We start from the raw sequence: 18,014 nt of genomic DNA on the forward strand, positions 1-18,014 counted from the left end.
CCGCTCCCCCGAGGGGATCACTCGGCGGGGGTCTCCGCCGGCGCCTCGGAGGACTCCGGGGCGTCGTCCTCGACCACGGCGAGGCTGATCTTGCCGCGCGCGTCGATCTCGCGGATCTCGACCTCGATCTTCTGGCCGACCTTGACGACGTCCTCGACGCTGTCCACGCGCTTGCCGTCGTTCAGCTTGCGCAGCTGGGTGACATGCAGCAGCCCGTCCTTGCCCGGGGTGAGGGACACGAAGGCGCCGAAGTCCACCACGCGCACCACGGTGCCGAGGTAGCGCTCGCCGACCTCGGGGACCTGCGGGTTCGCGATGGCGTTGACCGCGGAGCGGGCCGCCTCGGCCGAGGGGCCGTCGGTCGCGCCGATGTAGACGGTGCCGTCGTCCTCGATCGTGATGTCCGCGCCCGTGTCGTCCTGGATCTGGTTGATCATCTGGCCCTTCGGGCCGATGACCGCACCGATCTTGTCCACCGGGATGGTGACGGCGAGCACGCGCGGGGCGTGCGGCGACATCTCGTCCGGGGTGTCGATCGCCTCGGCGAGGACACCGAGGATGTGCAGGCGCGCCTCGCGGGCCTGGGACAGCGCGGCGGCGAGCACGGAGGCCGGGATGCCGTCGAGCTTGGTGTCCAGCTGGATCGCGGTGACGAACTCCGAGGTGCCGGCGACCTTGAAGTCCATGTCGCCGAAGGCGTCCTCCGCACCGAGGATGTCGGTGAGGGCGGCGTACTTGGTCTCGCCCGCTACCTGGTCGGAGACCAGGCCCATGGCGATGCCGGCGACGGGGGCCTTGAGCGGCACACCGGCGTTGAGCAGCGCGAGCGTCGAGGCGCACACGGAGCCCATCGAGGTGGAGCCGTTGGAGCCGAGCGCCTCGGACACCTGGCGGATCGCGTAGGGGAACTCCTCGCGGCCCGGGAGCACCGGCACCAGGGCGCGCTCGGCGAGCATGCCGTGGCCGATCTCGCGGCGCTTCGGGGAGCCGACGCGGCCGGTCTCGCCGGTGGAGTACGGCGGGAAGTTGTAGTGGTGGATGTAGCGCTTGCGGTCGACCGGCCCGAGGGAGTCGATCTGCTGCTCCATCTTGAGCATGTTCAGCGTGGTGACGCCCAGGATCTGGGTCTCGCCGCGCTGGAACAGGGCGGAGCCGTGCACGCGCGGGAGCACCTCGACCTCGGCGGAGAGCTGGCGGATGTCCCGCAGCCCACGGCCGTCGATGCGCACACCGTCGGTGAGGATCTTCTGGCGCACGAGCTTCTTGGTCAGGGCGCGGTAGGCACCGGAGACCTCCTTCTCGCGGCCGGCGAGCGGCTTACCCTCGCCGGCGAGCTCCTCGAGGGCCGCGGCGAGCAGCTCCTCGGTCTTCTCCTCGCGCTCGGTCTTCGCGGCGATCTGCATGACCGCGGCGAGACGCTCGGAGACGGCGCCCTTGACGATGCCGTAGGCGTCCTCCTGGTAGTCCAGGAAGAGGGGGAACTCGCGGACCGGCTTGGCGGCGGTGCGGGCGAGCTCGATCTGCGCCTCGCAGAGGCTGCGGATGAAGACCTTGGAGGCCTCGAGGCCCTCGGCCACGACCTCCTCGGTGGGGGCGATCGCGCCCTGCTCCTTGATGAGGCTCCAGGAGTTGTCGGTGGCCTCGGCCTCGACCATCATGATCGCGACGTCGTCGCCGACGATGCGACCGGCGACGACCATCGAGAAGACGGCCTCGTCGAGCTGGGCGAAGGTCGGGAACGCGACCCACTGGCCGCCCTGGGCGGTCGGCATGAGCGCGATGCGCACGGCGCCGATCGGGCCGGAGAAGGGCAGGCCGGAGATCTGGGTGGAGGCGGAGGCGCCGTTGATGCCCACCACGTCGTACGAGTCGTCGGGGGCGCAGGCCATGACCGTGAGGACGACCTGGACCTCGTTGCGCAGGCCCTTGACGAAGGCGGGGCGCAGCGGGCGGTCCGTGAGGCGCGCGGCGAGGATCGCGTCGGTGCCGGGGCGGCCCTCACGACGGAAGAAGGAGCCGGGGATGCGGCCCGCGGCGTACATCCGCTCCTCGACGTCGACGGTGAGGGGGAAGAAGTCGAACTGGTCCTTGGGCTTGTTCGACACGGCGGTGGCCGAGAAGACCATCGTGTCGTCGTCGAGGTAGACGGCGACGGCGCCGGCGGCCTGCTGGGCGAGGCGGCCGGTCTCGAAGCGGACCTCGCGACGGCCGAACGAGCCGTTGTCGATGACCGCGGTGGTCGCGGTGATGTCAGGGCCTTCCATGGCCATGAGGTATCTCCTTGTGTTCGGTGGTGCCCCTGCCGGTGCGGCCATCGTCAGTCACGCGCGGGATCGGATCGCGGGGATCCGCTCCGCAGGTCACTGCCGAGGACCGAACCTGGTCGGGGGCGGGGTTCCGGTGCCCGCCGAAGTGCGGGCACATCGAACCGCCGCCCGCCCCGGAGGGCGAGCGGCGGTGAGGATCAGCGGCGGATGCCGAGGCGCTGGATCAGCGCGCGGTACCGCTCGATGTCGACGCCCTGGAGGTACTTCAGGAGTCGCTTGCGCTGGCCGACGAGCAGCATCAGGCCACGACGCGTGTGGTGGTCGTGCTTGTGCGACTTGAGGTGCTCGGTCAGGTAGGTGATGCGGTGGGTGAGCAGCGCGATCTGGACCTCGGGCGAGCCGGTGTCACCCTCCGAGGTGCCGTACTCCGCGATGATCTGCTGCTTGGTGGCGGTGTCGAATGCCATAGCTCTCCCTGGTCGTTGCGCGGCGCCGCGGGTCCTGCTGACCCGGGCTCTCTGTGCGAGCGTCCTGCCCGCGCGCGGCTCTCCCGTGAGGGGTGCTGCGAGGGGGTGCGGACTGCTCTCCGCGGCCGATGTCACGGCATGGCCAGGGTATCAGCCGGCGCTCTCCGGCCGGGAGGCGTCGACCTCGAGAGTGCGGCGGGTCACCTCGACATCCTCGTGCATCTGGACCACGAGCGCGTCCACGGACTCGAAGCGCAGCGTGGGCCGCTGGTAGTCCACGAACTCGAGCCGCACGGTGTCCCCGTAGAGGTCCAGCGTGTGGTCGCCGTGCACGTAGGCCTCGACGACCCGCTGGGGGACGCCGTCCACGGTGAACGTGGGGTTCGTGCCGATCGAGATCGTCGCGGGCGCGCCCGCGAGCGGCGGGCAGCCCTCGTGGCGGGGGTCCTGCTCGAGCACGGTCAGCCGGCCCGCGTAGACGCCGTCGGCCGGGACGAGTCCCGCGGGGTGCGGGCCGAGGTTCGCGGTGGGGAAGCCGAGCTCCCTGCCGCGCTGGAAGCCGTGGTGGACCGTGTCGGTCACCGTGTGGCGGCGGCCGAGCATCTCCGCGGCGGCGGCGACGTCGCCCCGCAGGAGGTCCGCGCGGATCGCGGAGGAGGAGATGCGGCCGCTCCCCTCCCCCTCGGGGCCGACGTCCGCGACGGTGACGACCTCGAAGCCGAGCTCCTCGCCGAGCGCGCGCATCGTGTGGATGGTCCCCGAGTTCCCCTTGCCGAAGAGGGCGTCCTCGCCGAGCACGACGCAGCGGGCGCCGAGCCCCTCGACGAGGAAGGTGCGCACGAAGTCCTCGGGGCTGTGCTGAGCGAACTCGAGGGTGTACTCGAGATCCAGGACGCCCGCGACCCCGGCGAGCAGGAGCAGGCGGTCGCGGTCCGCGTGGCCCGTGAGCAGGGGCGGCTCCGCGACGCCGGTCATGACGTGGCGGGGGTGGGGCCAGAAGGTGAGGGCCACGGGGGCGAGGTCGCGCGCCTCGGCATGGCGCACGAGCTGGTCGAGCACGGCGCGGTGGCCGCGGTGGACGCCGTCGTAGTTGCCGATCGAGACCGCCGTCGGGCCGAGGTCCGCGGGCACCTCCGCCGGGGAGTGCCAGATGGGCGTGGGGGTCACGGGGCAGCGGATCCTTCCGGGCAGGGCGCGCGGCCCACGGCGGTGGCGCGGGGGCTCCCGGACGCCGTGGGCCACTGTAACCCCGGTGCTCCCGGCCCGCGGGCGGCCGCGCGGCCACGATGTGACCTCCCTGTGACGAACATCGGAGAGTCCTGCAGGACCCCGGGGTACCGGGCTCGGCTATCGTGGACAGGAAAGGGTGGTATGGGGCTCTCCCCGTCGCCTCCGCGCGAGCGCGCGGTGCGGCACCGACGCCGCCCGGGAACGGAACGATGACCATGACGAACGTGACCGACACGGCCACGGGCCGCCACGGCCGCCGGCGCGTGGCCCTCGTGCTGCTCGCGATCCTCGCGGTGCTCGCGGTGATCCTCGCGGGCGGCGCGCTGGCGTACGCCAAGCAGTTCGACGGCAAGGCGCTGCCCGGCACCACGGTGCTCGGCCAGGACGTCTCCGGCAAGAGCGCCGAGGAGATCGCCGCCCTCGTGGCGGGGAAGGCCGACGACGTCACCGTCACGATCGACGCCGGCGAGAACAGCAAGGACGTCTCCCTCGCCGATCTCGGCGTGAGCGTGGACGCAGACGCCACCGCCGCCTCCGCGCTCGACCGCGACCGGGCACTCCCCGACGTCGTCGCCTCGACCTGGTCCGGCGAGCACGCCGTGACGCCGGTCGTGGACGTCGACCGGAAGAAGGCCGCCGAGGTCGCGAAGGGGCTCGTCCCCGCGGACCGCACCCAGCCGGTCGACGCGAAGGTCGAGTACGACGAGGACGCCGGCACCTGGAACGCGGTGCCCGGCACCGCCGGCCAGGGCGTCGACCCGACGGCCCTCGTCGACACCGTCACCGAGAAGGCCGCCTCCCTCGAGTCCTTCACCGTCGAGCAGCCCATCGAGGAGATCGCCCCCGCGATCACCACCGACGAGGCGGAGAAGACCGTGGGCGAGATCGCCTCGCTCCTGGACCAGTCGATGGTCATCAAGGACGCCGACGGCGAGGTCCTCGAGATCTCTAAGGAGCGCCGGAGCAGCTGGCTCTCGGTCGCCGCCGACGAGGCCGGATCCGCCCTCGAGGTCTCCGTCGACGAGGACGCCGTGCGCGACTGGGTCGCCGAGCGCGCCGAGAAGCGGACCAAGGAGAAGAAAGACGGCATCGAGCAGGTCGACGAGTCCGGCAAGACCGTGAAGGTCGTCGCCGAGAAGCAGGACGGCGTCGAGATCACGAACACCGACGCCGTCGCGGACCAGCTCATCTCCTCCCTCCAGGGCACGAGCCCCTTCGAGGGAACCTTCGAGACGAAGTCCGTCGCCGCCGAGATCCAGAAGGTCGACGCCCCCGCCGAGGAGGACGAGGACAAGGCCAAGGACGACAAGGACAAGGCCACCTCCGAGGACTCCGAGGAGAAGGAGGAGGAGAACGCCACGCCGACCGGCGAGAAGTGGATCGACGTGAACCTCTCCGACAAGACCGTGACCGCCTACGTCGGCGACACCCCCGTGTGGGGCCCGCGCTCGATGGTCGACGGCAAGTCCGGCTACGAGACCGTCGAGGGCTCGTTCGAGGTCTACCTGACCTACGAGAAGCAGGACATGACCAACGCCTCCCGCTACCCGGTGGGCCACGAGAAGTACTACTACACCGAGGACGTCCCCTGGGTGCAGTACTTCCACGGCGGCTACGCCTTCCACGGCGCGCCCTGGCGCTCCTCCTTCGGCTACTCCGGCTCGCACGGCTGCATCAACCTGCCGGTGTCCGATGCGAAGTGGCTCTACGACTGGGGCGGCATGGGCACCCGGGTCGAGGTCCATCGCTGACCATCCCCTCCCCCGCATGCGCAGCGCCCCCGTCCGGTGATCCGGGCGGGGGCGCTGTGCGTGCGGCGGGGACGGAGCGAGCGACGGCGGGCCGAGCGGCGCCGGGCTCCGCTCAGCTCCGGGCGTCGAGGGGGACGACGAGCAGCGGCTTCCAGCGGCCCTTCTCGGCGCGGACCACGGCGCACAGGGCGCCGGCCGCGTCGAGGGCCGCGACGAGCTGCTCGGAGGTGCCCTCCGCCCCGGGGAGGGGCCGGCCGACGGCGAGGTCCGATGCGCCGGACTCGTCGACCGTGATCGTCGGGAGGACCGCCGCGGCGGTCGTCCCGAGGCCCCGCAGCGGGAGCTCCACGTCGTCGCCCTCGCCGCGGGCGGGGACATGCAGACCCTCGTCCACTCCGAAGGGGCCGACCGCGGTGCGCCGCAGCGCCGTGAGGTGGCCGCCGACGCCGAGGGCGGCGCCGAGGTCCCTGGCCAGGGCACGCACGTACGTGCCCGAGGAGCAGCTGACCACGACGTCGAGGTCGAGGTGCGGGCCCTCCTCACGACGCCCGAGCACCTCGAAGCGGGAGATGCGGACGCCGCGCGCGGCGAGCTCCACGTCCTCCCCCGCGCGGGCGCGGGCGTAGGCGCGCTTCCCGTCGACCTTGATCGCGGAGACGGTCGACGGCACCTGCTGGATCTCCCCGCGCATCGGGACCAGCGCCGCCTCGACCTGGGACTCGGTGAGGTGGGCGGCGGGGACGACCTCGCCGATCTCCTCGCCCTCACAGTCGTCGGTGGTCGTCGCGCGGCCCAGCCGGATCGTCGCGGTGTAGGTCTTGTCCAGACCCACGAGGTAGGTCAGCAGGCGGGTGCCCTGGCCGACGCCGAGCACGAGCACGCCCGTGGCCATCGGGTCGAGCGTGCCGGCGTGGCCGACCTTCTTCGTGCCGAGCAGCCAGCGGACGCGGGCCACGACGTCATGGCTCGTGCGGTCCGGCGCCTTGTCGACCAGGAGGATGCCGTGGGGACCGCTCACGCGGTGGTGCCCCCGCGCACCTCGTCATCGGCGTCGAGCTCCTCGGAGTCGTCCTCGAGGTCGTCCTCGATGTCCTCACGAGGGGTCCGGTAGGGGTCCTCCTCGCCGGCGAAGGCGGCGCCCTCCTTCGTGCGGGCGAGGTCCTCGTCCCGGGTGCGGGCGGTCACGAGGAGGTCCTCGATGGAGCGGGCGTTCTCCGGGATCGCGTCGAGGATGAACTCGAGGGTCGGGGTGAGGCGCACGCCGGTCTCGCGGCCCACCTCACGGCGCAGCATGCCCTTCGCGCTCTCGAGCGCGGCGGCGGTGCCCTCGCGCTCCTCGTCGGTCCCGTACACGGTGTAGAAGACCGTCGCGTGCTGGAGGTCCCCGGTCACGCGGACGTCGGTGACGGTCACGGTCCCCAGACGCGGGTCCTTGACCTTCGTGTCGAGCTGGGTGGCGACGATCTGCTGGATGCGATGGGCGAGGCGCCGCACGCGGGGGTTCTCGGTCATGAGGGGTCCTCCTGGGGACGGGTATCCGTCGCGGCGCCGAGGGCGGTGAGCTCCTCGAGCCGCGGGTGGGTCGTGGGCACCGCGAGCAGGACGTCGCGGTCGATGGACTGGTCCACGCGGTGGCGGAACGCTCCGTCGTGGCTGATCAGGCGCAGGCCCGCCGCCTCGAGCGCGCGGGAGGCGTCGGCGTGGCCCAGAGTATGCCGGTTCACCGCGAGCGCCACCCCGGCGCCGTCGCGCAGCAGGGCGCGCCAGCGGGGCGCGACCTCCTCGAGCACCGTCAGCGGGGAGCGGTCCCAGCCGCCGGCGGAGCGGGAGCCGTGCTGGACGCCGTAGGGCAGATCCGCGACGAGGGCGTCGATCGAGGCGTCCGGGAGCAGCTCGCCGAGGCGGCGGGTGTCGCAGCCCAGCAGTGTGAGGCGCTGGCCGCCGGTCTCGCGCTGGACGCGCTTGTCCTCCGCGAGCTCGACGTCCACGCGAGTGCCGAGCTGCTCGCCGCGCACGCTGAGCCGGCTCGCGGCGACCGTGTGCTTGTAGCGGTGGGTGCGCAGGTAGGTGGAGAGGAACGCCCGGTAGGCGTCGACGTCCTTGCGGTCGATCTCCGCGCCGACGGGGCTGAGCCCGAGCCGCAGCGCACGGTTCAGGGTGGTGCCGCGGCCGGCCATCGGGTCGAGCAGCCGCAGGCTGCCGTCGCGCAGTCCGGCGCGGCGCGTGGAGAGCGCGGCGGCGAGGTTCACGAGCAGGGCGGTGAACTGCTCGTTGGTCTTGCCGGGGTACTTCAGGATGGTCTCGAGGTCGTCCCGGTGACGCAGGGTCGAGGGGACCGCGAGCGGCCGGAGCAACGGCTCCTCCGGATCCCCCGGCTCATCCCCCACGAGCTCGAACAGCCCGTAGGTCGCGGAGAGCGTGGAGAGCAGGGCGGGGAGCTCGCGCGCGGAGTCCGCATCACCACCGGTCAGGGACACCTCGAGGGCGGGGATCCCACCCACCGGGCGCTCGCGCACGGCGACGCCGGACCCCAGGTGCGCACCGAGGACCCAGCGGGCCTCGGCGAGCACGAGGGGCCCGGCGGCGGAGGTGTAGACGCGGTTCGCGGACGGGGCGCGCAGCGCCAGGAGGGATCGGGTCATCTCGGGTCACCTCCTGATCGGGAGGTCCGGGTGCCGCTGGTGCGGCACCCGGACCCTCGACGATCAGCTGCGGGGCTTCTCCTGCATCTCGTAGGTCGTGATGACGTCCTCGAGCTGCAGATCGTTGTACGAGCCCAGGTTGATACCGCACTCGTACCCGTCGCGCACCTCGGTGACGTCGTCCTTGAAGCGACGCAGACCGGCGATCTCGATGTTCTCCGAGACGACCACACCACCACGGGTGATGCGGGCCTTCGCCCCGCGGCGGATGATGCCGCTGCGGACGATCGAGCCGGCGATGTTGCCGAACTTCGAGGAGCGGAAGATCTCGCGGATCTCCGCCGAGCCGAGCTCGACCTCCTCGTACTCCGGCTTGAGCATGCCCTTGAGGGCCTGCTCGATCTCGTCGATGGCGTTGTAGATGACCGAGTAGTACTTGATCTCCACGCCCTCGCGGTCGGCGTACTCCGCGTTCTGACCCTCGGCGCGCACGTTGTAGCCGATGATGACGGCATCCGAGGCGACGGCCAGGTTGATGTTGTTCATCGTGATGGCGCCGACGCCGCGATCGATGATGCGCAGCTGCACCTCCTCGCCCACGTCGATGCCCAGCAGCGACTCCTCGAGCGCCTCGACCGCACCCGCGGCGTCACCCTTGAGGATGAGGTTGAGGGTCTCGATCTTGCCGTCGGCCATGTGCTGCGTGATGTCCTCGAGGCTGATGCGCTTGCGCACCTTGGAGAGCGACGCGGCGCGCTTGGCCGCCTCGCGCTTCTCCGCGATCTGACGAGCGGTGCGCTCGTCGGCCGCGACCAGGAAGTTGTCACCGGCACCGGGGACCGAGGTCAGACCGAGCACCTGGACGGGACGGGACGGACCCGCCTCCTCGACCGGGGTGCCGTCCTCGTCGAGCATGGCGCGCACACGGCCGTGGCCGATGCCGCAGACGATCGCATCGCCCACGCGGAGCGTGCCCTGGCGCACCAGCACCGTCGCGACCGGACCGCGACCACGGTCCAGGTTCGCCTCGATCGACACGCCGCGGGCGTCCTTGTCGGGGTTCGCCCGCAGGTCGAGGGACGCGTCCGCGGTGAGCAGGACGGCCTCGAGCAGCTTGTCGATGTTGAGGTTCTCGCGAGCGGAGACGTCGACGAACATCGTGTCGCCGCCGTACTCCTCGGCGATCAGGTTGTACTCGGTCAGCTGCTGACGGATCTTGTCCGGGTTGGAGTCCGGCTTGTCGATCTTGTTGACCGCGACCACGATCGGCACGTTCGCCGCCTGGGCGTGGTTGAGCGCCTCGATGGTCTGGGGCATCACGCCGTCATCCGCGGCGACCACGAGGATCGCGATGTCGGTGACCTCGGCGCCGCGGGCACGCATGGCGGTGAACGCCTCGTGGCCCGGGGTGTCGATGAACGTGATCGCGCGCTCGGCGCCCTCGTGCTCGACCGCGACCTGGTACGCACCGATGTGCTGGGTGATGCCGCCGGCCTCGCCCGCGGCCACCTTCGAGGACCGGATCGTGTCCAGCAGTCGGGTCTTGCCGTGGTCGACGTGGCCCATGACGGTGACGACCGGGGGCCGCGGGAGGCGGTCCTCGTCGTCCTCGTCCGCGAGCTCCGCGTCGAGATCGATGTCGAACTGCTCGAGCAGCTCGCGCTCCTCGTCCTCCGGGGAGACGATCTCGATCTTGTAGCCGAGCTCCTCGCCCAGCAGGCCGAAGGTGTCCTCGTCGAGGGACTGGGTGGCCGTGGCCATCTCGCCCATCGCGAAGAGCACGGTGATCAGCGATGCGGGGTTGACGTCGATGCGGTCCGCGAAATCGGACAGCGAGGCGCCGCGGCGCAGCCGGATGGTCGCACCGTTGCCGCGGGGCAGCGAGACGCCGCCCGGGGCGGGAGCCTGCTGCTGCTCCCATTCCTGGCGCTTCGCGCGCTTCGACTTGCGCGAGCGGGCGGGCTTGCCGCCGCGCCCGAAGGCGCCCTGGGTGCTGCCGCGACCGCCGCGGCCGCCGCGGGGGCCGCCACCGCCGCCGGGACCGCCGCCGGGGCGGGCACCGGGGCCGCCGCCGGGACGTGCGCCGCGGGGGCCACGACCGTCGGCGCCCTTCGCGGCGTCCTGGAGACCGCCGTGGGCGTGCTGGTTCATGACGCCCGGCGTGGGCATGCCCGGACGCGGGCCGCCGGGACGGGGACCGCCCGGACGGGGACCGCCGGGACGCTGCGCGCCCTGGCCCTGACCCTGGCCGTCGCGCTGCGCGGGACGCGGGCCGCCCGGACGGGGCATGCCCTGCGAGCTCGCGAAGGGGTTGTTGCCCGGACGCGCGCCGCCGCCCTCGCGGGGGCCGCGGCCGCCGGCACCGGCACCGCCCGGCTTGCGACCGGGACGGGGCATGCCCTGCGAGCTGGCGAACGGGTTGTTGCCGGGACGGGCCCCGCCCGGACGCGGCGCGGGACGCTCACCGCCGGGCTTCGGGGCGCCGGAGGGACGCTCCTCCCTCGCGGCGGGGCGCTCGTCCTTCGGCGCGGGGCGCGGGGCGCCCGGCTTCGGGGCTCCGGCGGGCTTCGCGGCGGGGCGCTCGGCACCGGCGGAGGCGGCCGACGCGGCGGGGGCCTCGGCGGCGGGAGCCGACTGCTCGGCCGGTGCGGCCTCGGCGGCAGGCTTCTGCTCGGCGGCGGGCGCCGGGGCGGCACCCGGCTTCGGGGCGCTCTTGGCACCGGGCTTGGGGGCTCCGCCGGGCTTCGGGGCGCCGGAGGGCTTGGCGGACGGCGCCGGGGCCGATGCGGTGGAGCCGCCGGAGCCGGCGGGGAACTCCCCGCGCAGACGACGGGCGACGGGTGCCTCGATGGTCGACGAGGCGGAACGGACGAATTCGCCCATGTCCTGCAGCTTCTGCAGGACGACCTTGCTGGGCTGTCCGAGCTCCTTGGCGAGCTCGTGGACGCGGACCTTAGCCACTTTTCTCCTGTCTCGGTCCGGCCGACAGAAGGGCTCGGACCATTAATTCCAGAGGGTGCTCATGAGTGAGTACTCATCGGATGTCCATGGGTTCTTCTACTTCCACTGGATGGTGGGCTCGAAAGCCTCGAGATCCCCGAGCAGCTGATCGGTGCGCACCGCGCCGCGGAAGAACCGGGCGAGGCCGCCCCGTCGCAGGGCGAGGTCGAGGCACGACGCATCGGGATGGAGCCAGGCCCCGCGACCCGGGGCGACCTTGCGGGGGTCGAGCCGGATCTGCGGTGCGGTCCCATCGGGAGCGGGCTCCCGGACCAGACGCATCAGCTGATCGCGCGGGGCCGTCTCACGACAGCCGATGCACGTGCGCTCGGGGCGGTGGGGCGAAGGGCCAGCCATCGGTCCCTCCCTCTCCGTTCCGAGCGCCCTCCCCGGTGACGATCCGCCTCCCCGGAGGGCACGGACCAGCCAGGAATCCTGGAAGGACAGCTGGTCCAGTGTAGCGGACACGCCCGGGGCGCCGGGCACCGGGGAGTCGTGCGACACACCACCCCGCGCACGGGCCCGCCGGGCCCGCGGCGCCGGTCAGGCGCCCGCGTCCTCCGCGGGGGCCGGGCCGTCGGGGTGGATGTCGATCTTCCAGCCGGTCAGCTTCGCCGCCAGACGCGCGTTCTGTCCGTCCTTGCCGATCGCGAGCGAGAACTGGGTCGCGGGGACCGTCGCGCGGACCGCCCGACCGACCTCGTCGACCACGACGACGCTCGTGACCTTCGAGGGCGAGAGCGCGTTGGCGACGTAAGCGGTCGGGTCCTCCGAGTAGTCGACGATGTCGATCTTCTCGCCGCTGAGCTCGCTCATCACGGCGCGCACGCGGGCGCCCATCGGGCCGATGCAGGCGCCCTTGGCGTTCAGTCCCGGCACGGTCGCGCGGACCGCCATCTTGGTGCGGTGCCCCGCCTCGCGGGCGATCCCGGCGATCTCGACGGAGCCGTCGGCGACCTCGGGGACCTCGAGGGCGAACAGCCGCCGCACGAGGTTCGGGTGGGAGCGCGAGAGCGTGATCTGGGGACCCTTGGGGCCGCGACGGGCCTCGGTGACGTACGCGCGCAGGCGCTTGCCGTGGGAGTAGTCCTCCCCGGGGACGCGCTCGTGCGGCGGGAGCACCGCCTCGACCTCGCCGAGGTCCACGAGCACCATCCGCGGGTCGCGGCCCTGCTGGATGATGCCCGAGACGATGTCGTCCTCGCGATCCGCGTACGTGCCGAGCACGGCGTCGTCCTCGAGGTCGCGGATGCGCTGGAAGATCACCTGGCGCGCGGTGGAGGCGGCGACGCGACCGAAGTTCTCCGGGGTGTCGTCCCACTCCTCGAGGACGTTGCCCTCGGCGTCGCGCTCGCGGGCGATGACGGCGACCTCACCGGTGCGCTCGTCGATCAGCACCTCGGAGTCCCGCACGGGGTGGTCGGTGTGGAGGTACGCGGCGTGGAGCGCGGAGCGGATGGCGTCCAGCAGCACGGGCAGGCTGATCTCGCGCTCGCGCTCGAGCGCGCGCAGCGCCCCCATGTCGATGTCCATCTCAACTCTCCTTCGGTGCGGTGTGGCCGGCCTCGGCGAGCAGCTGCTCGAGATCGGCGGGCGGGTCGAACTCGATCTGCACCCGTGCCGACTCGACCTCGGCCACGGGGATCTCGAGGCGGTCGGGGGTGCCGGCGGGCAGCCTGCGCGGCCGGCCGCGGTCGTCGCGGCCCGCCTCCGGGCGCAGGAGCACCGCCTCGGCCTCGGTCACGGCGAGGATCCGGGCACGGTGCTCCTCGCCCTGCGCGGTGCGCAGCTCGACGAGGCGGCCGCGGGCGCGACGGAAGTGGCGAGCGGCGGTGAGCGGGCGGTCCACACCGGGCGTGGTCACCTCGAGCAGCGCGGGATCGGGGCCCAGCAGCGCATCGTCCTCGTCGACCATGTCGTTCAGCGCACGGGAGACGAGGGCGACGGTGTCGAGGTCCACGCTGCCCGAGCGGTCCTCGGGGAGGTCGACGACGATGCGGATCTCCGGCATCCCGGAGCGGGGCCGCACCTCGATGTCCTCGAGCACGAGATCGTGGTCCGCGAGCAGGCGCTCCGCGGCCTCCCGCAGGGCCGGATACGGGTCGAGGGTGCTCATCGGCGCTCTTCTCCTCCTGCGTATGGCACCCGCGCGGGGCGGGGCGTGGGGTCCGGGCGCCGGGGTGCCGGCGGGGACCGCTCCAGGATAGTGGTCCACCGCCCTGAACGCGCCCCGGGAGGCCTCCGGTGCGACAATCCTCCCGTGCTCCGCATGCTCGCCGATCCCTCAGACCCCGGCCGTCCGGCCCCCGGCCGCCGGGCGACGCCCGCCCGCCCGGCCCCGGTGCCGCGGCCGGGGCGCCGTGCCGTGCTCCTGGCCGGGGCGTCGACCGGTCTGCTCGCGCTCGCGGGCTGCGGCACGGTGCGCCTGGGCGGGCCGGCCCCCTACACCCCTCCCCCTCCCGGCATCGACGACCTCTACCGCGAGGACCTGCTCGCCTCCCTCGAGACCTGCCTCGCCGGGGCCCGGGCCGTCGAGGAGGCGACGGATCCGGGGACCGACGCGGCGGCCGCCGAGGTGCTCTCCGAGCTCGTGGGCGTCCTGCCGGCGCAGCGGGACTCCCTGCGCACCGGCGCGGAGCTCGAGGACGCCGCGAGCGCCGAGGCCGCCGGCTCCCCGACGGCGACGGTCTCCCCCTCCGCCTCCCCCGCCGCCGACGCCGCCGCCCTCGTCGCGGCGCTGTCCGATCTGCGCGTGCTGTGCACCGCGGCCGCACGCCAGGTCTCCGGCTCCCTCGCCCGGCCCGTCGCCGCCATCGGCGCGCACGTGCACTGGGCGGCGCTGCGGCTCGTCGCGGCGAGCGGATCGGGCGAGGTCGCCGCGCTGCCCCCGGCAGAGGAGATCGTCCCCACCCGGACCGTGCCCGAGACCGACCCGCCGTCCATCGGCGCCGAGTCCGACTACCACCTCACGATCGAGGCGGCGCAGGACCAGGAGTGGTACGCCGGATACGTGCACGAGGTCCTCGCAGCGCGCACCGCGGACGAGGAGCGCACCGCGCACGAGGAGGCGAGCACGCTGCACCGGGACCGGGCGGCGGCCCTCGCGGCGGCCGCGCAGGAGGACGGCGCCCCCGTGGTGGAGCGGAAGGCGGTCTACGCCCTGCCGGTCGAGCCCCTCGACGAGGACACCGCGGCGAAGCTCCCCGCACAGGTCTCCACGGCGCTTCTCGACGCGCATCTCGCCCTCACCGGCGCGGCGCCCTTCGCTCGGCGCCCGCTCGGCATCGCGGCCGCGCTCGCGGAGGCGGGCGTGCTCGCCCCGCTCACCGGCGCGATGGATCCGCTGCCCTCCCTGGACATCACGCAGCGGGGCGCCGACGGCTGAGCCGTCGGCGCCCCGGGCGTCGTCCCGTCCGTGGGATCAGGCGTCGGCGAGCGCGCGCACCGTCCCGACGACGGCCTCGGGCGCGACCTCCTGGACGGATCCCGCGACGCGGTCGCGGACCTCGACGATGCCCTCGGCGAGCCCGCGGCCCACGACCACGGTGGTGGGGATGCCGATGAGCTCGGCGTCCTTGAACTTCACGCCCGGCGAGACCTTGGGACGGTCGTCGTAGAGCACGTCGTAGCCGGCGGCCTCGAGCTGCTCCGCGAGCTCCGCGGCCTTCGCGAAGATCGCCTCGTCCTTGCCCGTCGCGAGCACGTGCACGTCCATCGGTGCGACGGAGCGCGGCCACGCGAGGCCCTTGTCGTCGTGGTGCAGCTCGGCGATCGCGGCGACCGCACGGGTCACACCGATCCCGTAGGAGCCCATCGTGACCGTGACGGCCTTGCCGTTCACGTCGAGGACCTTGACGTCGAGCGCCTCGGCGTACTTGCGGCCCAGCTGGAAGATGTGGCCCATCTCCATGCCGCGGGTCAGGCGCAGCGGACCGGAGCCGTCGGGCGCGGGGTCGCCGTCGCGCACCTCGGCCGCCTCGATCATGCCGTCGGCCGTGAAGTCGCGGCCGAAGACGAGGTCGTAGACGTGCTTGCCGGCCTCGCCCGCGCCGGCGACCCAGCGCGTCCCCTCGGAGACCCGCGGGTCCACGACGTAACGGATCTTCGACGCCGACTCCAGGCCCAGGCCCGCCGGGCCGATGTACCCCTTGGCGAGCACGGGGTGACGGGCGAAGTCCTCCTCCGTGAAGGGCGCGGCGACCGCCGGGGCGACCGCGACCTCGAGGCGCTTCTCGTCGATCTCGCGATCGCCGGGCAGCGCGATGACGAGCGGCTCGGTGCTGCCGTCGGGGTAGGTGAGCAGGTAGACGAGGTGCTTGAGCATCTCGTAGCGGGTCCAGCTGCCGTCCTCCGCGACGTAGCCGCCACCGGGGTATGTCGCGTTGGAGAAGTCGGTGAGCGCCGCGATGGTCGAGGCGCCGGGGGTCTCCTCGACATGGGCCGCGGGCAGCGCGGCGATCTCCTCCGCGGACAGCGGCGCCGGTGCCACGGTCGTCACGGCCTCGACGTTCGCGGCGTAGCCGCCGTCGGTCACCACGAAGGTGTCCTCGCCGACGGGCGTGGGGTGGAGAAACTCCTCGGAGCGGGAGCCGCCCATGGCGCCCGCGTCCGCCTGGCAGATGACGACGGGCAGGCCCAGGCGCGAGAAGGTCCGCTGGTACGCCTGGCGCTGACGGTCGTAGGAGGCGTCGAGACCGGCGTCGTCGACGTCGAAGGAGTAGGCGTCCTTCATGACGAACTCGCGCACGCGCAGGAGCCCGGCGCGGGGGCGCGCCTCGTCGCGGTACTTGTGCTGGACCTGGTAGAGCATGACCGGGAGGTCCTTGTAGGAGCTGAACAGGTCCTTCACCGCGAGGGCGAACATCTCCTCGTGGGTGGGGGCGAGGAGGTAGTCCGCGCCCTTGCGGTCCTGGAGACGGAACAGCGTGGGCCCGTACTCCTCCCAGCGACCGGTCGCCTCATAGGGCTCGCGGGGCTGCAGCGCGGAGAACAGCAGCTCCTGGGCTCCGATCGCGTCCTGCTCCTCGCGCACGATCTGCTCGACCTTGCGCATCACCTTCAGGCCCAGCGGGAGCCAGGTGTACACACCCGGGGCGGAGCGGCGGATGTACCCGGCGCGCACCAGCAGCTTGTGGCTCGCGACCTCGGCATCCGACGGGTCCTCGCGCAGCGTGCGGACGAACGAGGAGGACATGCGGATCATGGAGGGGCCTTTCGGACGTGGGGGGCGGCCGGCTCTCGCGCGGGCACCGGGACCATGGTAAGGGCGCGCACGTACGCTGGTGCGCACGCGCGACGAGCAGGGAGGTGCATGCCATGGAGGGGACCTCCTCCCTCCCTGCCCGCCGGTCGCTGCTCCTGGGCGGCGGGCTGCTCGGGGCGGGCGCGCTCGGCGCCGGGGCCCTCGCCCTGCGCGAGGATCCCCGCACCGAGGCGCCGCTGCTCTCGGCGACCGTCGCGATCGCCGCGGACGGTCGCCGCCACCTGGTGGGCGGCGACTCCTCGATCCCCGCCTCCCGACTGCGACCGGGCACCCGGCTGCTCGCCTCCGTCCCCGAGGACGCCGCGCCCGCCCGCCGCGCCGACGCGTTCATGGCGACGGCACGGCCGTGGCTGGACACGGTGCCCGCGGCGCACGCCGAGCTCGCCGCCTCCGCCCTCGCGGACCTCTGGGTGCTGGGCGACGACGCCCCCGCCCCGGTCGCCGGATGGTCGCGCAGCTGGCGCTACCTGTGGCCGCGCGACGGCGCCTTCTGCGCGGTCGCCCTCGCCCGCGCCGGGCTGCACGACGAGGCGCTCGGCATCCTCTCCCACCTGCAGTCCCTGCAGCGGGAGGGGAGCTGGTTCGAGGCCCGCTACGACCTCGCCACCGGCCGTGCCCCGGACGACCGGCCCCCGCAGTTCGACGGGACCGGGCTCGTCCTCTGGGCGGTGGCGGAGGTCCTGGAGGCGCTCCCGACCCCCGAGCGGCGCGCGACCGCCGCCGCCGGGCTCGAGCGCCTCGTCACCCGCTCGCGGGACCTGCTGCGCTCGGGCACCGGCCACGGCGAGCAGCTGCCGCCCGTCTCCCCCGACTACTGGGAGCTGCGCGAGCGCTCGGTGACGCTCGCCCTGATGGCGACGACCCTCGCCGGCTGGCAGGCCGCTGCGACCGTCACCGGCGAGAGCGGGGACGCCGAGGCCGCGGAGGCCTTCACCGCGCTGCTGCGCGAGGAGTTCGGGCCGGCCGGGTACCAGCGCTACGCCCGGCGCGGGGGCGCCGACTCCGCCCTTGCCCTGCCGACGGCGCTCGGCGCCGCGGACCTCGTCCCCACCGCTGACCTCACGCGTCTCGGGGACCTGCTCCGCCGGCCCGCCGGCGGCATCGCCCCCGGGGCCCGCTGGAAGCAGGACGGCATCAGCTGGACCCCGTCCACGAGCCTGCTCGCCCTGGGCCTCGCCCGCGCCGGCGCCGACGACGAGGCGGGCTCGCTCCTGACCTGGCTCGCCGAGCACCGCACCGCCGCCGGCTCGCTCAGCGAGAAGGTGCTCTACGACGGGCGCCCCGCGGCCGTCGCCCCGCTCGCCTGGACGGCCGCGAACACGATCCTCACGATCGACGCGCTGCGCGAGGGCTGACCTCCCGACCCTGACCGTTGTCACGGTGCCGCCATGACG

General features: G+C 73.3%; 14 protein-coding genes. 3 read left to right on the forward strand and 11 right to left on the reverse strand.

What is annotated here, in order from left to right:
- Positions 1-17 precede the first annotated feature (17 nt).
- The 3 genes from ABD080_RS01560 to ABD080_RS01570 form a co-directional block, all read right to left on the reverse strand.
- Positions 18-2,264 (reverse strand): polyribonucleotide nucleotidyltransferase, encoded by a 2,247-nt coding sequence (locus tag ABD080_RS01560; RefSeq protein ID WP_343903395.1) that lies wholly within the window; start codon positions 2,262-2,264, stop codon positions 18-20.
- A gap of 200 nt (positions 2,265-2,464) precedes the next feature.
- Positions 2,465-2,734: a 30S ribosomal protein S15 gene (gene rpsO, locus ABD080_RS01565; protein ID WP_137771264.1), complete on the reverse strand. Its 270-nt coding sequence runs from the start codon at positions 2,732-2,734 to the stop codon at positions 2,465-2,467.
- 150 nt (positions 2,735-2,884) lie between these two features.
- Positions 2,885-3,901: a bifunctional riboflavin kinase/FAD synthetase gene (locus ABD080_RS01570; protein WP_137771265.1), complete on the reverse strand. Its 1,017-nt coding sequence runs from the start codon at positions 3,899-3,901 to the stop codon at positions 2,885-2,887.
- A gap of 278 nt (positions 3,902-4,179) precedes the next feature.
- On the opposite strand from ABD080_RS01570, the gene ABD080_RS01575 reads away from it, so the two are divergent.
- The gene (locus ABD080_RS01575; protein ID WP_137771266.1) at positions 4,180-5,715 is read left to right on the forward strand and encodes a L,D-transpeptidase; all 1,536 of its coding nucleotides are present in this window, start codon (positions 4,180-4,182) and stop codon (positions 5,713-5,715) included.
- Positions 5,716-5,827: 112 nt separating this feature from the next.
- Here ABD080_RS01575 and truB read toward each other — a convergent pair whose 3' ends face one another.
- The 7 genes from truB to ABD080_RS01610 form a co-directional block, all read right to left on the reverse strand.
- Positions 5,828-6,733: a tRNA pseudouridine(55) synthase TruB gene (gene truB, locus ABD080_RS01580; protein WP_343903396.1), complete on the reverse strand. Its 906-nt coding sequence runs from the start codon at positions 6,731-6,733 to the stop codon at positions 5,828-5,830.
- Positions 6,730-7,227, reverse strand: coding sequence for a 30S ribosome-binding factor RbfA (gene rbfA / locus ABD080_RS01585; protein ID WP_137771268.1), 498 nt, complete (start codon positions 7,225-7,227; stop codon positions 6,730-6,732). Before rbfA ends, truB begins: the two co-directional genes overlap by 4 nt.
- Positions 7,224-8,357, reverse strand: a complete 1,134-nt coding sequence (locus ABD080_RS01590; RefSeq protein ID WP_343903397.1) for a TRM11 family SAM-dependent methyltransferase — start codon at positions 8,355-8,357, stop codon at positions 7,224-7,226. The genes rbfA and ABD080_RS01590 overlap by 4 nt, the downstream gene beginning before the upstream one ends.
- Positions 8,358-8,420: 63 nt before the next feature.
- The gene (gene infB / locus ABD080_RS01595) at positions 8,421-11,318 is read right to left on the reverse strand and encodes a translation initiation factor IF-2 (protein ID WP_343903398.1); all 2,898 of its coding nucleotides are present in this window, start codon (positions 11,316-11,318) and stop codon (positions 8,421-8,423) included.
- A 96-nt stretch (positions 11,319-11,414) separates the two neighbouring features.
- A complete protein-coding gene (locus tag ABD080_RS01600; RefSeq protein WP_343903399.1) occupies positions 11,415-11,714 on the reverse strand; it encodes a YlxR family protein in 300 nt (99 codons plus the stop codon).
- 186 nt (positions 11,715-11,900) lie between these two features.
- Positions 11,901-12,890: a transcription termination factor NusA gene (gene nusA / locus ABD080_RS01605; RefSeq protein ID WP_343903400.1), complete on the reverse strand. Its 990-nt coding sequence runs from the start codon at positions 12,888-12,890 to the stop codon at positions 11,901-11,903.
- A gap of 1 nt (position 12,891) precedes the next feature.
- Positions 12,892-13,473 (reverse strand): ribosome maturation factor RimP, encoded by a 582-nt coding sequence (locus tag ABD080_RS01610; RefSeq protein WP_343903401.1) that lies wholly within the window; start codon positions 13,471-13,473, stop codon positions 12,892-12,894.
- Between the two features lie 153 nt (positions 13,474-13,626).
- Here ABD080_RS01610 and ABD080_RS01615 point away from each other — a divergent pair, with 153 nt between their 5' ends.
- Positions 13,627-14,742: a DUF4439 domain-containing protein gene (locus ABD080_RS01615; protein ID WP_137771769.1), complete on the forward strand. Its 1,116-nt coding sequence runs from the start codon at positions 13,627-13,629 to the stop codon at positions 14,740-14,742.
- Between the two features lie 36 nt (positions 14,743-14,778).
- Here the strand turns inward: ABD080_RS01615 and ABD080_RS01620 are convergent, their stop codons facing one another.
- Positions 14,779-16,560, reverse strand: coding sequence for a proline--tRNA ligase (locus tag ABD080_RS01620; RefSeq protein WP_343903402.1), 1,782 nt, complete (start codon positions 16,558-16,560; stop codon positions 14,779-14,781).
- Positions 16,561-16,673: 113 nt separating this feature from the next.
- Between ABD080_RS01620 and ABD080_RS01625 the strand changes: the two genes are divergently transcribed.
- The gene (locus ABD080_RS01625) at positions 16,674-17,975 is read left to right on the forward strand and encodes a glycoside hydrolase family 15 protein (RefSeq protein WP_240811144.1); all 1,302 of its coding nucleotides are present in this window, start codon (positions 16,674-16,676) and stop codon (positions 17,973-17,975) included.
- Positions 17,976-18,014: the final 39 nt, after the last annotated feature.

The sequence above is a fragment of the Brachybacterium rhamnosum genome (assembly GCF_039526185.1).
GTDB classification, from domain to species: Bacteria; Actinomycetota; Actinomycetes; order Actinomycetales; family Dermabacteraceae; genus Brachybacterium; species Brachybacterium rhamnosum.

Coding starts and splice junctions, on each gene's coding strand:
- ABD080_RS01625 (WP_240811144.1), top strand. CDS start 16,674: ATGGAGGGGACCTCCTCCCTCCCTGCCCGCCGGTCGCTGCTCCTGGGC.
- rpsO (WP_137771264.1), bottom strand. CDS start 2,734: ATGGCATTCGACACCGCCACCAAGCAGCAGATCATCGCGGAGTACGGC.
- ABD080_RS01600 (WP_343903399.1), bottom strand. CDS start 11,714: ATGGCTGGCCCTTCGCCCCACCGCCCCGAGCGCACGTGCATCGGCTGT.
- ABD080_RS01610 (WP_343903401.1), bottom strand. CDS start 13,473: ATGAGCACCCTCGACCCGTATCCGGCCCTGCGGGAGGCCGCGGAGCGC.
- ABD080_RS01560 (WP_343903395.1), bottom strand. CDS start 2,264: ATGGAAGGCCCTGACATCACCGCGACCACCGCGGTCATCGACAACGGC.
- ABD080_RS01590 (WP_343903397.1), bottom strand. CDS start 8,357: ATGACCCGATCCCTCCTGGCGCTGCGCGCCCCGTCCGCGAACCGCGTC.
- ABD080_RS01575 (WP_137771266.1), top strand. CDS start 4,180: ATGACGAACGTGACCGACACGGCCACGGGCCGCCACGGCCGCCGGCGC.
- rbfA (WP_137771268.1), bottom strand. CDS start 7,227: ATGACCGAGAACCCCCGCGTGCGGCGCCTCGCCCATCGCATCCAGCAG.
- ABD080_RS01615 (WP_137771769.1), top strand. CDS start 13,627: ATGCTCGCCGATCCCTCAGACCCCGGCCGTCCGGCCCCCGGCCGCCGG.
- ABD080_RS01620 (WP_343903402.1), bottom strand. CDS start 16,560: ATGATCCGCATGTCCTCCTCGTTCGTCCGCACGCTGCGCGAGGACCCG.
- nusA (WP_343903400.1), bottom strand. CDS start 12,890: ATGGACATCGACATGGGGGCGCTGCGCGCGCTCGAGCGCGAGCGCGAG.